The organism is Eisenbergiella massiliensis, from assembly GCF_003435485.1.
Genome location: NZ_QVLV01000001.1, coordinates 471,070 through 490,642 on the forward strand (window position 1 = coordinate 471,070; position 19,573 = coordinate 490,642).

The window sequence follows — 19,573 nt, forward strand, 5'->3', positions numbered from 1 at the left end:
GGTCAGTATGTTTAGCCGTGCAGGCAGACATTTTCTTTTCCGGCGAATGGAGATAGGAAAAAGAAGGAGATGATAGCGGAAGCAGTGGCCGGTAACCAGCCGTTTTTCTCAATTGCCTGTGTCATGAATTACCAACCCTGCATTGCTGCGATGAAGTGGTTTCGGGAATCTGTTTATTTTTCCAAGGATTATGGGGATATCCCGAAGCAGCTTTTAGAGTATGCTGAGGACTCCAATATGCTCTCTGCTATTGTTTCTTATGCAAAGCAGGCAGATGTGGGAATTGAGGATATGACCTTTGAAGTAGGCAATGAGGAACTTTCCCAATCTGAGCTTTATACCGGGAATCTTCCGGAAGGATCAGGTTTATTTTGTGGATAAAGACAGGCATAGCGGGGTTCGGAACTTTTCAACCTGACGGAATTTCAGGTGCGGACCAATGATAATATCCGAAAAGCATATATGGCCGGAAAATATGGGGCCGTACCGGAGGTGGATACGGTGGAGGTGGAATGATGGGAACAAAAAGCTATCCCCACACAACAGAGGATAGCTTTTCTCTTAAAATTATTACCTGTTCAGGACAGACATCATTTTAAATGGCTCTGCCATTTAATCATCACCGGATATCCACACATCAGAACTTCCCATCCAGATAATCCTGATACCACTGCAGCCACGCGTCATACTGCAGGGCCTTCAGCTGCTCCAGATGTGCATTCCAGGAGCCGTCGTCGATTCCCTCCAGGATACTTGTAGCGATATAATTGCGGATATAGGCCAGAAGCTCCGTTTCAATAAAGGTCCTTTCATTGGTCTTGGCAGGATCCACGAAGCGGATGGGCAGCTGGTTTTCTGCAGGGAGGCAGTAATCATGCACTTCCTTCACGCATTCGATGCGGTACCAGGAGGTCCAGGCTACGTCCTCCAGCACCTCCGCATTTTCGTCCTTGCGGATCAGGGGGCCGTAATCCACCATGCCATAGGTGTATTTATAGTTTTCAATCGTGAAATCGTCCGTCAGGCTTTCGGGCAGTTTTTCGAAAACTGTACCGTTTTCGTCCATGTCCCAGGCCTCGCCCTTGGGGCCGAAACGGGAGGTATATTTCATGTCCGTGCTGCTTGATAAATAATCCCACCATTCCAGCAGCCGGGGAACGTCCTTGCAGGCGCTGGTAATGGCAAAGCCGGTGCGGTTGGCGGCGAATTTATCCTGAGAGCCGGTTTTCACATAGCCGGGTCCGTCAGGCGCCTGAAGGGCAGGAACTACCACATAATCGGCCGCCGCCGTTTCGCTCTGATCCCCATAAGGATTCCAGGCCCAGTAGCAGCCTACTACGCCCTCGCTGAGCTTGGCGTGATACTGCTCGGAGGTCTGGGAAAAGGATTCCATATCCAGCAGCCCTTCCTCTACAAGCTGGTGGGCAAATTCCAGAAAGCTTCTGAATTCCTCCGTATCCGCAGTCCCCACAACCTTTCCGTCCTTAACCATTTTAAAGGCGGCCTCATCACTGGAATCCGTGCCTGCGATTCCCCAGGGATTGGCAAGGTTCATAATCTTGGAGCACCAGTCGCTCTGGGACGGCTCCAGGGGGATTTCGTCCGTGGTGTCCCCGTTGCCGTTCATATCGCCGTCCCGGAAAGCCCTGAGCACATCCAGGAACTCCTCTGTTGTAGTGGGAATTTCCTTCCCGGCCTTATCCAGCCAGGCTTTGTTGATGAACATTATGCCTTCGCCGTCGTTTTCGTAGCTTGTCTGCCGTCCGGTCATGAGAGAGCGGATGGAGCCGTCCGGCCAGGTCACCAGATCGAATCCGCCGTTGATGGTTTCATAGTCCGCGGCCACATGAGGCGCATAGGTCTTGAGCAGATCGTTTTCCGCCAGGTTGGCGAAGGAATCCATGTTGTTTGCGATCTGCCCCTCGCCTACCAGGCCGAAAAACGCATCCGGCAGATCGGAGGCAAGCATGATATTTACCTTATCCTCCGCATCCGCTGCGGAAATGGGAAGCCATTCAATATGGACGCCGGTAGCCTCCTCCGCCTGTTTGAAAACCTCCTTGTTGTTAAAGTCCTCATCCTTTGTCAGCGGATGAAGGAGCACTGCGATCTTGAAGGTGGTTTTCTCCTTGCTGTCCGTCGGGGCCGGCTCGCCGGCTTCCGTCTGCGCACCCGCCGTATCCCCAGGAGCCTGCGCCGCATCGCCGGAAGCGGCGTTCTGCCCTCCGCAGCCTGTCATGGCGGTGAGTACTGCCGCCAGCAGTAGTGTAATCAGTTTCTTTTTCATTCTCTGCCTCCTTATTATTGTTTATCATCATGGAACGCTTTCCATTGATATCAGCCTTTGATGGAACCGATCATTACCCCTTTTACAAAATATTTCTGAAGGAAAGGGTATACGCAGAGGATCGGCAGGGTGGAAACGACGATAACGCCGTATTTGATCACCTGTACCATGGTCTGCAGCTTTCTGGCCGCCTCCGCATCCGTTGTCATGGAGTTGGCGGCCCCGGTGGCGGCGGTCAGCAGGATTTCACGCAGATACAGCGCCAGCGGGTATTTGCTTCTGTCAGTAAGGAAAATCATGGGATTGAAATAGGAATCCCAGTAGGAAACGGCCAGGTAAAGTACCAGGACAGCCATAATCGCCTTGGAGAGCGGAAGCGCTATTTTGAAAAAGAAGCGTCCGTTGCCGCAGCCGTCCACGCGGGCGGCGTCCCGCAGCTCCTCCGGGATATTGTTTTCCATAAAGGAACGGGTAATGATGATATTGTATACGCCCACAGCGCCGAGAATAATCATAAGCGTTCTGGTATTGGTCAGCTGCAGCTTTTTAATTACCATATAAAAGGGAATCAGGCCGCCGCCGAAATACATGGTGAATACAAAATATGCCATGAGCAGGTTGCGGAAGGGGAGATCCCTCCTGGAAAGGGCATAACCGGCCATCATGGTAAAAAAGGTGCCCAGCGCCGTACCTCCGATGGTATAAATCAGGGTGTTGCCATAGCCTGTCCAGATACGGGAATCCTCAAATACCTTCTGATAGCCGAGCAAGGTGAAGCCCTTGGGCCACAGGAGCATCGACCCGTTATTTACATAAGAAGGATCTGAAAAAGAGGCCATCAGTACGAAATAAATGGGATAGGCCATAATGAGAATAATGATTGACAGAATGGCGGCTACAATGATATCGAAGACCGTATCCTGGGTAAAACGGAATTTTTTCTTACCGGTTACCGTTTTTTGTGTGTGCATTACAGGTTCCTCCCTCCTTGTGTTACCATAAGCTGGAGCCGGAAAGCTTTTTGGACAGCTTGTTCACCACAACCAGCAGAATAAAGTTTATCAGGTTATTAAAAAGGCCGATTGCCGCGGAATAGCTGTATTGCTGCTGCTTCAGGCCGATTTTGTAAACATAGGTGGAGATGACCTCCGCCGTGGTTACGTTCAGATCGTTCTGCATCAGGTATACCTTCTCATAGCCCACGCTCATAATGCTTCCCGCGTTCATGATCAGCAGGATAACCATGGTGGGGATGATTGCCGGCAGATCGATATGGATTATCCGCTTCAGCTTGCTGGCGCCGTCCACCATGGCCGCCTCATGGAGCTCCTGGTCCACGCCGGAAAGAGCCGCCAGATAAATGATGGAGCTCCAGCCCATATTCTGCCAGATGCCGGACCATACATAAAGATGGGGAAAGACGGCTGCATTTCCCATGTAATGCAGGTCGTCCGGGCCGCCCAGCATAGCGATGAGATGGTTCAAAAACCCGGATCTGGGAGAAAGAAAGACGGACATCATGCCCACCAGGGTGACAGTGGAAATAAAGTGCGGCATATAGGTGACCGTCTGCGTCAGCTTCTTAAAACGGGTGCCCTTAACGCTGTTTATCATCAGGGCCAGGAGGATGGGAATGGGGAAGCCCACCACCAGGGAATAAAGGCTGATTACCAGCGTATTTTTAACAATCTGCCAGAAACGGGGCAGTTCAAAGAAGGTGCGGAACCATTTCAGCCCTACCCATGGGCTGCCCAGAATGCCCTTTCCCGGAGAATAATCCTGAAATGCCATCAGTACCCCGTACATGGGTGCATAGCAGAAAACCCCGATAAACACCACTGCCGGAAGCAGAAAGAGATACAGGCAGTAGTTCCGCCGGATTCCTTTCCACAGCTCCTTCTTCCTGTTCCCAGGCAATATTTTCCCATCCCTTTTCATACAATTGTCTCCCTTCCGGTATTCTGTTGTTTTTTGCTTCTTTGTTTGCCTGGCGGCAGCATTCCGCGTTACTAAGCGGAACGGTTCCCCTGTGGTTTCCCGTTATTGCCGTCCCGGGTATCCTGTTCGGCAGGGGAGGAAGCGTTTCTGCCATTCCGGGAGCGCAGGCCCGCCACAAAGGCAGCGATAATAAGGCTGTCTTCTTCGGATGAATCTATGATGAAACGGATGATTTCATCTTTGTAATCATTAGCTTTCATGTTGAACCCCTCCACTGCATACTTGAATGAGTACATAATAGCATTGAATGACTACATTGTCAACGCATTTAGATTGACTCACTACAGCTTTCTTGCTATGATAGGCACAACGAGGTGATTTTATGAAATTATCAGACAGAATCCGGCTTATTATTTCAGAGAACGGCCTGAAGCAGAAGGAATTCGCGCAGAGCATTCAGGTCACGGAGAGTTATATTTCCAAGCTTCTGAGAGATGAAAGCGGAGTGTCTCATTCCACGGCCACGCTGATAGAAGAAAGATACGGATATTCCGCAGGCTGGATATTGGACGGCAAGGAACCCAAAATGAGCAGGAAGGGCAGGAATGCATCGCTGTCACCTGTCCAGAGGAGAGTCATCGCTGATATTGAGCAGATGGACGATAAGGATCTGGCGGCGGTCAAGGCTTTTATTGACACGTTCAACAGCTACAAAAAGGCTCTTGGCCAGGAGAAGAAATAATGGGGTTACGTCTGTTTCGGATGGAGGGGTTCCATGAATATCAATGAAATTGCAAAGCTGGCGGGGGTTTCCAGGGCCACGGTATCACGCTACCTGAATAACGGCTACGTCAGCGATGAAAAAAAAGAGCGCATTCAGGAGGTGATTGACCGGACGGGTTACAAGCCCTCCACGCAGGCCCAGACGCTGCGCACCAAAAAGACGAGGCTGATCGGCGTCATCCTTCCCAAAATCAATTCCGATTCCATCAGCAGGATGGTGGCGGGGATCAGCGTGGTGCTGAAGGAAGCGGGCTACCAGCTGCTGCTTGCCAATACGGAGAACCGGGAAAAGGAAGAGCTGGAATACCTGCGGCTGTTTTCGGAGAACCATGTGGACGGTATTATACTGATTGCCACAATCATTACCCGGGAGCATAAGCGGGCGCTGAAGGCGCTGCAGGTGCCGGTTGTCCTGCTGGGCCAGAGGCTGGACGGATATTCCTGCGTTTACCAGGACGACTGCCTGGCGGCGCGGGATGTGTCGCGGCTCCTGCTGCGGGGGGCCGGAAAAATCGGCTGTATTGGCGTGACGCAGCAGGATGAGGCCGTGGGCGCGGGCCGGAGGAAAGGCTTTCTGGAGGCGGCGGGGGATGCAGGGATAGCGGAAGACGCGGTCAGTTTCCTGGAAACCGGCTTTTCCGTGGAGGACGGCTATCGGGCGATGGATCAGCTGCTTGCCCTGTGCCCCGGTGCGGACGCTGTTTTCTGCGCCACTGACAGTATTGCCCTGGGCGCGCTGGCCAGGCTTCAGGAGGCGGGAAGGCAGATCCCGGAAGAAGTGGCGCTGGCAGGCGTGGGGGATACGGTGTCCGGCCGCATCGTCAGCCCTAAGCTGACAAGTGTTCATTTCTATTATAAGACCAGCGGTAAGGAAGCCGCCAGGCTGCTCCTGGAGCTGCTGGACGGGAATGAGGCAAGAAAACAGATTAAAATGGGCTACCGCGTGGAGGAAAGAGGAACCACGAGGCAGCGGTAATATAAAACAGAAGAACAGAAATAGAAACAAAAATAAATACAGAAATACAAAGCTGCGGGAAAAACAGAAAATGATCTTTCCGCAGTTTTTTTGTGTAATTTCAACAGAAGCAGGGATACTATTTTGGTGGAATTATGAATTTACAAGTACTCATCAGCAGGTTATAATAAAGACAAGATGTGAGAACGATTCCATATAAAATATTCACATTGTACTAGCTATTTTAGGCATAATAGTAACGATTCATATGAGAATGATTCCTTATAATGTGAAAAGGAGAGGGTGTTATGGATTACAGGAAAGCAGCGCAGGATGTATATGAGAGCATCGGCGGCAAAGAGAATATTATCAGTGCGGCGCACTGCGCCACCAGGCTGCGGCTGGTAATAGCGGACAATGACAAATGCGATAAGGATGCGGTGGAAAATATTGAGGGAGTAAAGGGCGTGTTCTTTGCCTCCGGCCAGCTCCAGATTATTTTCGGGACCGGCACGGTTAACAAGGTATATGACGAATTCCTGCAGATTGCGGGAATCGGCGCTGCCACCAAGGAAGAGGTGAAGCAGGCAGCCTCCGCCAGGACCAGCTTCTGGAAACGCGCTGTGAAAACGCTGGGGGACGTATTTGTACCCATCATTCCGGCCATCGTGGCAAGCGGCCTTTTAATGGGACTTCTGGAAGGCCTCTGCAAGATTTATCCGGCCATGGCCCAGTCCGGCACTTATACCATCCTGCATCTGTTCAGCAATGCCGCTTTCGTGTTCCTGCCTGTGCTCATCGCCATCAGTGCGGCGCGGGTTTTCGGCGGAAATCTGTTTCTGGGCGCAGTAGTGGGCATGATTATGATTCATCCGGATCTGCTCAATGCCTGGAGCGTGGCCGGCGCGGAATCCATCCCAACGGCGGATGCCTGGTTCGGACTGTACCAGATTAACCTGGTGGGTTACCAGGGACATGTAATTCCCGTGGTAATCGCCGTCTGGATCATGTGCATGCTGGAGAAGAAGCTGCATAAAATCGTGCCTGAAATCCTGGATCTTTTCGTAACGCCTCTCGTAACCGTACTTGTGACCGGTTACCTGACGCTGACAATCATCGGCCCCGTATTTTCCTGGATTGAAAATGGCGTCCTCTCCGGCATGCAGTTCCTGATTACCCTGCCCTTCGGCATCGGCGCCGCTGTCTGCGGGGCTGCCTATGCGCCTACGGTAGTGGCCGGCGTACACCATATGTACAATGCGCTGGAGGCCGGACTTCTGAGCGGGACAGGCCTGAATACCTGGATGCCCATTGCCACGGCAGCCAACGTGGCACAGGGAGCCGCCGCCCTCGCCCTTGCCTTAAAGACAAAAAACAAAAAGACGAAATCCATGGCGCTTCCGGCTTCCCTGTCCGCTTTCCTGGGAATCACCGAGCCTGCTATTTTCGGTGTAAATATCCGTTTCATGAAGCCCTTTGTGGCCGGCTGTATCGGCGGCGCCTGCGGCGCCCTTATTGCGGGCTGGACAGGAATCGGCGCTTCCGCATACGGTGTGACGGGACTGTTCGGTTATCTGATTACCACGGATTACACACTGCAGTATACCATGATTATTGCCGTATCCGCAGTGATAGCCTTTATCCTTTCCTGGGCGCTTTATAAGGAAGAGCCTGCGGCGGTCAGGAATACGTCTGATTCCGCAGCAGCGGCGACTGTTTCCGGGCCGGCACCTGTTTCCGGACCTGCAGCACCTGTTTCCGGTCAGGCAGCTGAAAAATCCGGCAGCGATACGACGGTATACAGCCCGGTAAGCGGTGAAGCCATTGCCCTCAGCCAGGTAAAGGACGAAACCTTTGCCAGCGGCGTGCTTGGAAACGGTATGGCTATAATACCCTCGGAAGGGAAGGTATACGCTCCCTTTGACGGGACGGTGCAGACCATTTTCCCTACGGGCCATGCGGTGGGACTGCTGGGCACGGACGGTACGGAAATCCTGATTCATATCGGCATGGATACCGTAAAGCTGGAAGGAAAATATTTTACCGCCCATGTACAGGACGGCTCCGATGTGAAAAAGGGAGATCTGCTGATAGAGTTTGACCGGGAAGGAATTCTTGGGGAAGGTTATGATATAACAATCCCCGTTATCGTGACGAACACCGGAGATTATGCACAGGTAAATACGCAGGCGGCCGGCTCTGTAAAGGCCGGGGAACCGGTGCTCTCCTGTGTAAAGTAAACAGTGTGCCAGACAAAAAGAGGAGGAGCAGCGGCCATGAACGAAGCAGGACTGCAGATGATCCGCAAAATCAGGGAGGCGGAAGCGGCGGCGCAGGAAGGGGTGCAGAAAGACCCCTGGCGTCTGAAGTTCCATCTTATGCCGCCCGCAGGATGGCTGAACGACCCTAACGGCCTGTGCCAGATGAACGGTGTCTACCATGTTTTTTTCCAATATTCGCCCTTTGACCCCTGCGGCGGGGAAAAGTTCTGGGGGCATTACACCAGCCGGAACCTGACGGACTGGGAATATGCGGGCGTTCCCCTGGCCCCGGATGAGCAGTTTGACAGAAGCGGCGTTTATTCCGGAAGCTGTCTTATAAAGGATGGGATCATGTACCTGTTTTACACAGGAAATGTGAAGCTTGCGGGAGACTTTGACTATGTCACCCAGGGACGGGAGGCCAACACGGTGCTGGTGGAAAGCCGGGACGGCAGGACCTTCGGGGATAAAAAGCTGCTGCTCACGAACAGGGATTATCCGGCGGACTATACCCTGCACATCCGCGACCCCAAGGTATTTGCCCTGGAAGACAGATACTATATGGTTCTGGGGGGCAGGAAGAAAAATGACTGCGGGGCGGTGCTGCTCTATGAAAGCTGTGATTTGGAAAACTGGCGATTTTGCCGGGAGCTGACCGTGCCCATGAAGTTCGGCTATATGTGGGAATGCCCTGATTTGTTTTGTACAGGGGGAAAATGGTTCCTCTCCCTTTCCCCCCAGGGGCTTCCCAGGAAAGAACACGAATTCCAGAATGTCTATACGGCAGGTTATTTTCAGGTAAACGGAGATTTCCGGGAGGGCTGCCGGCTGGAGGATTTCCGGGAATGGGACAAGGGGTTTGATTTTTACGCTCCTCAGACCTTTACGGATGAAAGCGGCAGGACCCTGCTGATCGCCTGGGCCGGCCTGCCGGATGTTGAGGAGGAATATGTAAATCCCACGATAGAAAGCGGCTGGCAGCATGCGCTTACGGTTCCTCGGGTCATCCGGGAACAAAACGGCCGCCTGCTCCAGTATCCGGTTCCCGAGCTGGAAGCCCTGCGCGGCGAACGGCAGGAGGTGAGGGCCGGGGAAGCCGTGTACTGCGCTCCCGCCTTTGATTTGATAGTCCCTGTGGATGAAAAAGGAGGCGCCGGTGCCAGCGGTGTAAAAGACAGTAAACTGTCAATTACGATTGCAGACGCTCTCAGGTTTACCTGGGACGGAAAAGAGGCGGTGCTTTCCTTCACGGACGCTGTTGCCGGCAGGCAGATCGGCGCCGGCAGGGGACGCACGCAGCGGAGGGCGCTGATCTCCGGTATACAGGAAGTACGTATCCTGGCAGATACATCCCTGATAGAGATTTATGTCAACCAAGGTGAAACAGTGTTTACCACTCGTTTCTACCCGATGGAGGATACCAGGCGCCTTCTCGTGGAAGGCGTATACGCTAAAGCCGGCGTTCTTTGGCCCATGTGTCAGGAGACTGAATAATTAAAAAGTAAAAAGCGGCTTTCCCGCCTGCCCGGCATATTCCCCGTGCGTCAGGGCTTTACGGCTGCAAAATGTGAAAACTTCTTCCGAAGAGAAAAACACGGTGTTTTCCTGCGGAGGAAGTTTTTTTGGTGCCCGGATTTATGCACAGTTGGCAGAAATTGTACCTGACGTTTATGCAAGATGGATCGAAAACGAAATATTGACCGGAAATGAATTGTGTATTATGACTTTCCATAAATATTTTTTATCATTATATAAATATAAATAAATTTACATTATTATTCCGGGCCGATATAATCTGGAAGAAAAAAACATATGAGGTGGATCATGGACTTTCTGAAAAAGAATGGAAAAGGAATTTTACTGTGCTTTCTGGTTGCATTTCCCTCCTGGCTGCTGGTCAGGCAGGTAGGGGCCCTGGAGGTGATAGGAGCTCCGGTTATAGCGATCATAGCGGGAATGGTGCTGGCAATTGCCATCAGGGACAAGTCTTCTGTCAGTGGAGGCATCGCCTTTACCTCCAAGAAAATTTTGCAGTATGCGGTAATCCTTCTGGGCTTCGGCCTGAATCTGGGAACGATAGGGAAGGTGGGGATGACTTCCCTCCCCGTTATCATTTCCACAATCACCACATCCCTGGTGGTTGCAATACTTATGTACAGGCTTCTGAAGATTCCCGGCAAGACGGCGGCTCTTATCGGCGTCGGCTCCTGCATCTGCGGCGGTTCTGCCATTGCGGCCGCAGCGCCTGTCATTGACGCGGACGATGAAGAAATCGCCCAGGCCATATCCGTTATTTTTCTTTTTAATGTAATAGCGGCGCTTATTTTCCCCACGCTGGGAGAGGTGCTTGGGCTGACTGACACGGGCTTCGGGCTCTTTGCGGGAACAGCGGTCAACGATACCTCCTCCGTTACAGCGGCGGCCTCCACCTGGGATACGCTGCACGGTACAAACGGCGCGGTATTGGAATATGCGACCATCGTGAAGCTGACGCGGACGCTGGCAATCATACCGGTTTCGCTGATGCTTGCTTTTGTAAGGATGCAGAAGGAAAAGAAAGAAATGCGGGGGGAAGGGAAGCCGGTCAGCCTGAAAAACGTATTCCCCACATTCATACTCTATTTCGTCGCCGCCTCCATCATTACCACTGTTATCACCTCTGTCTGCACCGGGCCTGTCCTGGGAGCCGCCAATGAAATCTTCGGTTTCCTCAAGCAGCTGAGCAAGTTCTTTATCGTTATGGCCATGGCGGCTATCGGAATTAACACAAATGTGGTAAAACTGGTAAAAACAGGAGGCAAGCCTATTGCTCTTGGATTTACCTGCTGGGTGGCCATTGCCCTTGTGAGCCTGACCCTGCAGCAGATGCTCGGCATCTGGTAAGACGGTACGGTTTCAATATCTGAACTGCGTCAGAAGAAGTCCTGGTTTTCAGGGCTTCTTTTTTCAGTTGTTCCGGTGATATTAAATTTCATAATTCCGTTTCTAAACTTCCGCAGCATTGCTTATTCCTTTCTTGTATGATAAAATTATTAGATATATGTGGGTTGGGCAGGAATGAAAACATAATGCAGAGGGCGGAGACATGATTTCACAGAAAAAAATACTGGTGGTAGAAGATAACGAAATTAACAGGGCGATGCTGAGCGAGATTTTATCCTCGGAATATCAGGTCCTGGAGGCGGAAAACGGAGCGGTGGCTCTGGATGTGCTGAAGGAGTATGGGGAGGGGATTTCACTGATCCTGCTGGACATCATCATGCCTGTCATGGACGGCTATACCTTCCTGGCTCATGTAAAGGCGGATCAGGCCTATTCTTCGATTCCTGTGATTGTTACGACGCAGAGCGACGGTGAATCCGACGAGGTGGCGGCGCTTTCCCATGGGGCGGCGGATTTCGTGGCGAAGCCCTACCGTCCGCAGATCATACTGCACAGGGTGGCGAGCATCATTAATTTAAGGGAAACGGCGGCTGTGATCAATATGATCCAGTATGACCGGCTGACCGGGCTGTACAGCAAAGAGTTTTTTTATCAGCGCGTGAAGGAAATCCTGCTGCAGCATCCGGACAGGAAGTATGATATCCTGTGCTCCGATATAGAGAATTTCAAGCTTATCAATGATATATTCGGCATACCGGCAGGGGACCGGCTCCTGTGCGGCGTGGCCGACATGTATACCAGGCTTGTGGGAGATAAGGGGATCTGCGGCCGTTTTAATGCGGATCAGTTTGCCTGCCTGCTGGAGCATACCGCAGAATATACGGACGACATGTTCATTGAGCTGGGAATGGAGATCAATTCCCTCTCCCATGCGAAAAATATTGTGATGAAATGGGGGATTTATTCCATACACGACAGGGGGATTTCCGTGGAGCAGATGTGCGACCGGGCCTTGCTGGCGGCCAACAGCATCAAGGGGCAGTATGGCAAATACTGTGCTGCCTATGACGATCAGCTGCGGAGCCGGCTCCTGCGGGAGCAGGCCATCACGGACGGTATGGAGGCGGCGCTGGCGGAGGGCCAGTTTGAGGTGTATCTGCAGCCCAAGTACCGGATTAAGGATGACAGGCTGGCCGGAGCAGAAGCGCTTGTACGCTGGAACCATCCGGAATGGGGAATGCAGTCCCCTGCGTATTTTATTCCTTTATTTGAAAAGAACGGTTTTATCACCAAGCTGGATCAATATGTCTGGGACCGGGCCTGCGCAGTACTGAGGGAATGGGAGGATAAGGGATATCCTCCGCTTTCCGTTTCCGTCAACGTATCCCGTGCCGACATTTACAACGCGGACATTGCGGATATTCTGCTTAACACCATCCGCAGGCACAGGCTCCCGCCTTCGCGCCTCCATCTGGAGATTACCGAGAGCGCCTATACGGAAAATCCGGCGCAGATCATCCATACCATCGGCCGGCTGCGTGAGCTGGGCTTCGTGATTGAAATGGACGATTTCGGAAGCGGTTATTCGTCCCTGAACATGCTGAATAAAATGTCCATTGATATTCTGAAGCTGGACATGAAGTTTATCCAGAGTGAGACGGCAAAGCCGGTGAATCAGGGGATTCTCCGCTTTATTATGGGACTTGCCCGCTGGATGAACCTGGGCGTGGTCGCGGAAGGCGTGGAAACCAGGGAACAGCTGGAGAGGCTCAGGGAAATCGGCTGCGATTATGTACAGGGATACTTTTTTGCCAGGCCCATGCCCTGCGGAGAGTTTGAAGCGCTCCTGAGGAAGGAACGGACCACCGTGGACGAGGGGCAGGCGCAGGCGAAGGAGCGGCCCTGGGTGGAGCAATGGGCCCGCGTGATCCTGGTGGCGGATGAGGATGCGGAGTACCGCAGCCAGGTGAAGAAGACCTTTGAGAATAACTATCAGGTAGTGGAGGCAGCCGACGGGGAAGCGGCGCTGGCCTGCATTGCCAGCTATGAAAATAAAATTGCCGTGGCGATCCTGAGTATGACGCTTGACGGTCCGGATAATTTTTCTGTGCTTGAGGTGCTGCTTCGGGAAAAATCTGTCTGGAACATCCCTGTGATTGCCACAGGCCCCGGGGATACGCAGCTGGAGGAAAGGGTGCTGGATGCGGGCGTGGATGATTTCGCAAGAAAGCCACATACCCAGAAAAGCCTGTGGAACCGGGCGCTGCGCGCCATGGGAATTACAGCGTCCAGGGAGCGGGAGCGCACCCTTCAAAATGAAGCCTACCGGGATTTCCTCACAGGGCTTCTGAACCGGAGGGGGCTGGAGGCGTCCGTGGAAGCCCTGCATAAGGAGGACTGCCCTCTGGCGGTATATCTTTTTGATTTGGACAACCTGAAATACATCAATGATTCCTTCGGACACGGAGAAGGGGACCGGATGCTCATGAAGTTCAGTGAAATTATCCGCAGCCATACCAGGGGGACAGACATTCTCTCACGGTTCGGCGGAGATGAGTTTGTCGTAGTTATGAAGCAGATGCGTTCCGAAGAAATGGCTCTTAAAAAGGGAGGAGAAATCTGCCGGGCGGTTCGTGAAAGCGGATGGAGAGAGGGTCTGGTACCGGCATGCTCTGCCGGAATTGTGATTGGTAATGAGGAAGACGGCCTGAATGAAATGGTAAAACGGGCGGATGAGGCGCTTTATAGTGCCAAAACCGCCAATAAAGGCGGATGCTGCCTCTGGAAAGGGTGAAGGGAGCCTGGAGATCATGGGGGAATACGAATATCAGGGGGACAGCACAGGGATGGACAATAAAGACCTGAAGGAACGGCCTTTCCCGGAATATCTGCTGAAGAAGGAACTTTCGGAAGCCAACGAAAAAATGCAGGAAATCATAAATGCCATACCGGGGGGCGTTGCCATCTATAAGGTATCCGATATTTTTGAAACCATCTATTTCTCGGATGGTGTGCCGGAATTGTCCGGCTATACGGTGGAGGAATACCGGGAGCTCGTGAAAAGGGATGCGGCGGAAATGACCTATTGTGAGGATTCCAAAATGGTGGTATCCAGAGCGATGAAGGTTGCCAGGAGCCATGGCGTGGATGATTTTGAGTTCCGTAAGCAGCACCGGGACGGGCATATTGTATGGGTGCGGGTACGGATGAAATGGATCGGGGAAGAGGACGGCTGCCCTCTGCTTCATTGCGTATTCCATAATATATCCGATCTGAAAGAAGCGCAGCTGGAAATGGATCATCTGATTAACTCCATACCGGGCGGGATTGCCAGCTACCGGATAGAAGGGGGACGTTTTATCCCCACTTATTTTTCCGACGGCGTTACCATGCTTTCCGGCCACAGCCGGGAGGAATATGAGCGGATGATTGGCAGGGATGCGCTGAACGTGATTTATGAACAGGACAGGAAGCGGGTTTTTGAGGCGGCGCAAAAGGCAGTGGAAAGCGGCGGCGTGCTGGATGTTTCCTACCGGATGTTCCATAAGGACGGACATCTGGTCTGGATTCATTTGAATGGCAGGCGGATGGGGCCGCTGGCGGAAAGCACGAGGTTTTATGCTGTTTTTACGGGGATTTCCGAGGAAACCAGGCTTTTTCAGAGCATTGCCAATGAAACGGCGGACGGGATTTATATCATTGACAGAGATAATTATGATCTGCTTTATGTCAATGAATCCAGGACTCTTTTCAGCAAAGGCGCTGAATGCGTGGGGAAGAAATGCTATGAGGCGCTGCACGGCAAGGATGCGCCCTGTTCTTTCTGTACCCTACGGTGCCATCAGCCGGACGGGATCGAGCATGAAATGCGGATTGACGGTACGGACCGCTATTTCATGGCCCGTTTTAACGAAACGGAATGGAACGGGATTCCCGCCTATGTGACGTATATCCGGGATGTGACGGACGAGGTGAGGACGCGAAAAGAGAAGGAGCGTCTGGAGGAATACTTCGAAACGGTGGTGAAGAATCTGCCGGGCGGTATTGCGGTGGTGCATTATGAACCGGACGGAAGCATGATACCGGAATTTCTGTCGGACGGTTTTGCGGCTCTGACCGACATGCCGCTGGACAAGGCCTGGGAGCTTTACAAAGAGGATGCCATGATGGGCGTCCATCCGGAGGATCGGGATTATGTAAATAAAAGGATGAATGATTATATCAAAAGCGGCGACAGCCACTGCGAGATTGTTTACCGCCTGAAAAAAGGGAAGGACAGCTATGTCTGGGTGAAAAACAACCTTACCCTTATCCAGAACGAAGGCGGGGAGCGCCGGGTCTATGCCGTTTATCATGACGTTACCAGGGAACGGGAGGAACAGGAGCGGCTCCGGAAAAAATATCAGGATCTGATTATCAGCCATTACCGTACTCCTGATCCCAATGCGCTCGTTATGGGGCACTGCAATATTACGCAGAACCGTATCCTGGAAATTATCGACAGGACCGGTTCAAATCTGCTGGAGACCTTTGGTACGGTGAGGGAAGAGTTTTTTATGGGCCTTTCCAGCCTGGTGGTGGATGAACAGGAACGGGAGGAATTTCTTGGTATTTATTTGAACAGACCTTCCCTGGAGGCATTCCGCCGGGGGGATACCCAGCGGCGCCTGAAATGCTTTGTAAAGCTGCCTCATGAAGAAAGGGGGCGGTATGTCCTCATCAATATGAATCTGGTTGCCACGCCGGACAGCAAAGATGTGACGGGGATACTGACAGTGTCGGATATAACCGGACAGACCATTTCCGACAGGATTCTGCATCAGCTGTCCGTTACAGGCTACGACTATGTGCTGGATGTGGATTTGTCCATGGACAGCTGCACGCTTGTTTCCAGTAATGAAGGCGCCTCCCGCGTACCTTCTCAGCAGGGCCGGTATACCGAATGGATAGATTCCATGATCCGTGACAGCGTGGTTGGGCAGGATGCACAGTTGTACCGGGAAAGCCTGAATCCGGAGAAAGTTTCTGAGAAGCTGGGCAGGGAGGGGGCTTATGCCTTTTCCTTTTCCATGGTAGATGACAGCGGGGATATCCGTATTAAAAATATGACCGTTTTCGCCACGGATCTCAGGCTGGGAAGGGTATGCCTTGCCAGGACGGATATTACGGAATCGGTGAGGCAGCAGCAGGGGCTGCTTTATATGATTGCCTATACCTTTGATCTGGCGGGCTTTGTGGATCTTAGCAGCGGCGGACGGCTGACCATGTATACCAGGGACACGGTGCTGAAGAACCTTCCTCCGTTTATCATGGAAAATTATGATGAAGCGATCATGCGTTTCCTGGGCAGCCATGATTCAGAGGATGCGAAGCGGGATGTCAGAGAGCTTTTCCGGACAAAAACGATGCTTAAAAACCTCAGGGAAAAGCCGTCAGGCTATGATTTCCTTTTTTCCTACAAGGAAGATGACGGCAGCCTGCGTTATAAACAGGTCAATGTACTCTGGGGAGATGCCAATCACAGGACGATCTGCCTGGTACGTGCGGATGTGACGGATATGCTGGCCTCCGAACGTCAGACCAAGAAAATACTGGAGGATGCGCTGGCCCTGGCGGAAGAAGCCAACAAGGCAAAGAGTGAATTCCTATCCGCCATGAGCCATGATATCCGAACGCCCATGAATGCGATTACGGGGATGACGGCTCTGGCTGCCGCCCATTTGGATGACAGGGAAAGAGTGGCGGACTGCCTGAAGAAAATATCCGTGTCTTCCAGACATCTGCTGAGCCTTGTCAATGATATTCTGGACATGAGCAAAATAGAAAGCTCCAAGATTACCCTGAACCGGATGAGCATATCCCTTTCCGGGCTGGTGGAACAGCTGTCGGCCATTATTGCTCCCCAGGCCGGGGGCGCAGGGCTGCGGTTTGTGATAAACAAAGGAGATATCCGGCATGACTGTTTTTATGGGGATGTCCTGCGGATTAACCAGATTCTGATCAATATCCTTAGCAATGCGGTGAAATTTACGCCGGAGGGCGGTACGGTGGAGTTCCGGATTGAAGAACTGGAGACCTGCCGGGAGCCGGAGCATACGCGCTACCGGTTTACGGTCCGCGATACGGGGATTGGGATGTCGGAGGAATTTTTATCCCATATTTTTGATCCTTTTACCCGAAGCAACAGGACTGCGGGGATTGAAGGAACCGGATTGGGTCTGAGTATAACCAAGGGGCTTGTGGATTTAATGGGCGGAACGATAAGTGTGGAAAGCCGGGTCGGGGAAGGAACCACCTTCTGTGTGGAACTGGAGGGTGAATGCGCGGACGGAATGGACAGCGACGTCAGTGAAGAGACGGATGCAGGAATTCTGGAGCCGGGGGCGGACACGCTTTTGGCCGGCCGCCGTTTCCTGATTGCCGAGGATAATGCCATAAATGCGGAGATTATCAGCGAGCTTCTCCGCATGTTCGGCGCGGAGCCGGTTCTCAGGCAAAATGGCGCCCAGGCGGTGAGGGAGTTCCGTGACGCGCCGGCAGGAACCTATGATGCGGTGCTGATGGATATTCAGATGCCGGTGATGAACGGCTATGAGGCCGCGCGCGCCATCCGGGAAACCGACAGGGAGGATGCCGGGACAATTCCTGTGATTGCAATGACTGCCAATGCCTTTGCGGAGGATATCCAGGCAGCCCGGGATGCGGGCATGACGGCCCACATTGCCAAGCCCATTGATGTGGGAATGCTGAAAAATACGCTGACCAGAATACTTGGACGGACGAATAAGAAGAAAGGGAAATAAAAATCGAGGGTTTACGATGAAGTCGGATAACGGACTTTATAAGCTTATTTATGAGTATTTTGAGACAAGGCTTCTCTATGGATATTATGCCTGCGGTGACAGCCTGCCGTCGATTGCCAGAATCGGGGATATGTTCCGCATGGCTCCCGGAACCGTGCGGTCCGCGTTGGCGCTCCTGGAAAAAAAGGGATATATCCGGATTGATGCGAGAAAGACCGCCAGGGTGATTTATGAAGCGCCCAGGTTCAGCTTCCGCAAAAATGCGGCCCTGTATTTCGTGCCGAGAAGGAACGGAATTATGGACCTGGCGGAATCAGGAAAGCTTCTGTTTGAGCCTCTCTGGGAGGAAGGGCTGCGTCGGATGGATCAAAAAACATGGGATCGGTTTTGCAGGCCGCCGGAAGAACCTTTTCAGGGGGCTGTGTCCATGCCTGTATCATTTTATATAATGGTTCTTTCCAACTTAAACAACCGGCTGATTCTGGATCTTTACTGGGAAACGATTCGGTATATCCGTTTTCCTTATCTGGACAATAAAGCGGATGTGGAAACTGAGGTCTGGAATGCGGGAGAGCTGTCACAGGAAGAAGTCATCTCAGCCCTGAGAAACCGGTTCGAGGTCTCTTATGGCAAGGCCGCCTCGGAATTGTTTGCCTTTATGGACGAAGCGGAAAATGAGTTTTCCTTAAAGCAGGTAAAGCAAATCCCGTTTTGCTGGGATGTATTCCGCAGCAGGCCGCAGCGGCGGTATTCCCTGGCCTCGCGCATTATCCGCGAGATTATCCACGGCAGCTATCCGGCCGGCAGCTACCTGCCTTCCCTTCCTCATATGGCAGACAGATATGGCGTGGGGATGAATACCATCCGGCGTGCGCTGGATATTCTGGAGGATCTGGGAATGACCCGATCCTATCACGGAAAAGGGACAATCGTCTGTACGGAGCCTGAGAAAATCGAGGCTGCGGGCAGGGAAATCAGGGAAGGTATAGAGCTGTATCAGGAAAGCCTTCAGCTGCTTGCCCTTACAATCAGCCAGGTCCTTCTGTATACGCTGCGGGCGGAGGGAGAAGAGGTGCAGAAGCGCCTGGGGGAAAGCTTCTCCTGGTATTTACAGGAGGGAAAAGGATATCTGTGTTTTGAGATTTGTATAACCTTTATTGTGGAAAAATGTCCCCTTGCCCTTGTTCGCGAATGCTATCAAAAAATAAGGGAGCTGCTTCCCTGGGGCTATCCCTTTTCCCTTCTCCGTATGAAGGGGAAAAGCCTTCATTCTGTCTATGCAGGATGTACGGAGCAGGCGGTGGAATATCTGAAAAACGGGCGGCCGGAGGAGTTTGCCGACAGCTGGCGCAGGATTGTGGAGGCGGAGGAGAGCCAGTTCCGGGCCTTTATCCGTGATTCCTTTCCCCTGCCGGATCCACATGGCGCCATGGAGCGGCAGGCTCCGGGGCAGCCGGCTCCCGGAACGATATAAACCAGGCGGGCGGTTTCTTTTGCAAAAAAAGGGTGGATGACATATAATAGACACATATTGCTGCATGCCGCGGCAGAGGGGCAGCCGGCACAGGAGACTGGGGCGCAAAAGACCCGGAAGGAACGGCGTGCAGCCTTGATTCCCGGAAACAGAAAGAGCATGGTACGGCGGCATGACAGCAGCTGCAGA

13 protein-coding genes are annotated in these 19,573 nt (G+C 52.4%); 9 read left to right on the plus strand and 4 right to left on the minus strand.

What is annotated here, in order from left to right; translation table 11 throughout:
• The first annotated feature begins 69 nt into the window (after positions 1-69).
• A complete protein-coding gene (locus DXC51_RS29410; RefSeq protein WP_025488233.1) occupies positions 70-381 on the plus strand; it encodes a hypothetical protein in 312 nt (103 codons plus the stop codon).
• Between the two features lie 256 nt (positions 382-637).
• Here DXC51_RS29410 and DXC51_RS01915 read toward each other — a convergent pair whose 3' ends face one another.
• From DXC51_RS01915 to DXC51_RS01930, 4 genes are all read right to left on the minus strand, one after another.
• Positions 638-2,287: a type 2 periplasmic-binding domain-containing protein gene (locus DXC51_RS01915; protein ID WP_025488234.1), complete on the minus strand. Its 1,650-nt coding sequence runs from the start codon at positions 2,285-2,287 to the stop codon at positions 638-640.
• Between the two features lie 50 nt (positions 2,288-2,337).
• The gene (locus DXC51_RS01920; RefSeq protein WP_025488235.1) at positions 2,338-3,258 is read right to left on the minus strand and encodes a carbohydrate ABC transporter permease; all 921 of its coding nucleotides are present in this window, start codon (positions 3,256-3,258) and stop codon (positions 2,338-2,340) included.
• Between the two features lie 22 nt (positions 3,259-3,280).
• Positions 3,281-4,225: an ABC transporter permease gene (locus DXC51_RS01925; protein ID WP_025488236.1), complete on the minus strand. Its 945-nt coding sequence runs from the start codon at positions 4,223-4,225 to the stop codon at positions 3,281-3,283.
• 71 nt (positions 4,226-4,296) lie between these two features.
• A complete protein-coding gene (locus DXC51_RS01930) occupies positions 4,297-4,485 on the minus strand; it encodes a hypothetical protein (protein ID WP_025488237.1) in 189 nt (62 codons plus the stop codon).
• Positions 4,486-4,607: 122 nt separating this feature from the next.
• On the opposite strand from DXC51_RS01930, the gene DXC51_RS01935 reads away from it, so the two are divergent.
• The 8 genes from DXC51_RS01935 to DXC51_RS01970 all read left to right on the plus strand — a co-directional run bounded on the left by DXC51_RS01935 (position 4,608) and on the right by DXC51_RS01970 (position 19,384).
• The gene (locus DXC51_RS01935; protein WP_021636202.1) at positions 4,608-4,967 is read left to right on the plus strand and encodes a helix-turn-helix domain-containing protein; all 360 of its coding nucleotides are present in this window, start codon (positions 4,608-4,610) and stop codon (positions 4,965-4,967) included.
• Positions 4,968-5,000: 33 nt separating this feature from the next.
• Positions 5,001-5,984 (plus strand): LacI family DNA-binding transcriptional regulator, encoded by a 984-nt coding sequence (locus DXC51_RS01940; protein WP_021636203.1) that lies wholly within the window; start codon positions 5,001-5,003, stop codon positions 5,982-5,984.
• 287 nt (positions 5,985-6,271) lie between these two features.
• Entirely contained in the window at positions 6,272-8,203 is a 1,932-nt protein-coding gene (locus DXC51_RS01945) for a PTS sucrose transporter subunit IIABC (protein ID WP_025488238.1), read from the plus strand.
• Positions 8,204-8,239: 36 nt separating this feature from the next.
• Positions 8,240-9,718 (plus strand): glycoside hydrolase family 32 protein, encoded by a 1,479-nt coding sequence (locus DXC51_RS01950; RefSeq protein WP_025488239.1) that lies wholly within the window; start codon positions 8,240-8,242, stop codon positions 9,716-9,718.
• A gap of 330 nt (positions 9,719-10,048) precedes the next feature.
• A complete protein-coding gene (locus DXC51_RS01955) occupies positions 10,049-11,107 on the plus strand; it encodes a YeiH family protein (protein ID WP_025488240.1) in 1,059 nt (352 codons plus the stop codon).
• A gap of 202 nt (positions 11,108-11,309) precedes the next feature.
• Positions 11,310-13,901: an EAL domain-containing protein gene (locus tag DXC51_RS01960; RefSeq protein ID WP_025488241.1), complete on the plus strand. Its 2,592-nt coding sequence runs from the start codon at positions 11,310-11,312 to the stop codon at positions 13,899-13,901.
• 16 nt (positions 13,902-13,917) lie between these two features.
• Positions 13,918-17,910 carry a PAS domain-containing hybrid sensor histidine kinase/response regulator gene (locus DXC51_RS01965; protein ID WP_243003103.1) on the plus strand — a complete coding sequence of 1,331 codons (3,993 nt, stop codon included), beginning with the start codon at positions 13,918-13,920 and terminating at the stop codon, positions 17,908-17,910.
• Positions 17,911-17,926: 16 nt separating this feature from the next.
• A complete protein-coding gene (locus tag DXC51_RS01970) occupies positions 17,927-19,384 on the plus strand; it encodes a GntR family transcriptional regulator (protein ID WP_117543523.1) in 1,458 nt (485 codons plus the stop codon).
• The last annotated feature ends 189 nt before the right edge of the window (positions 19,385-19,573 follow it).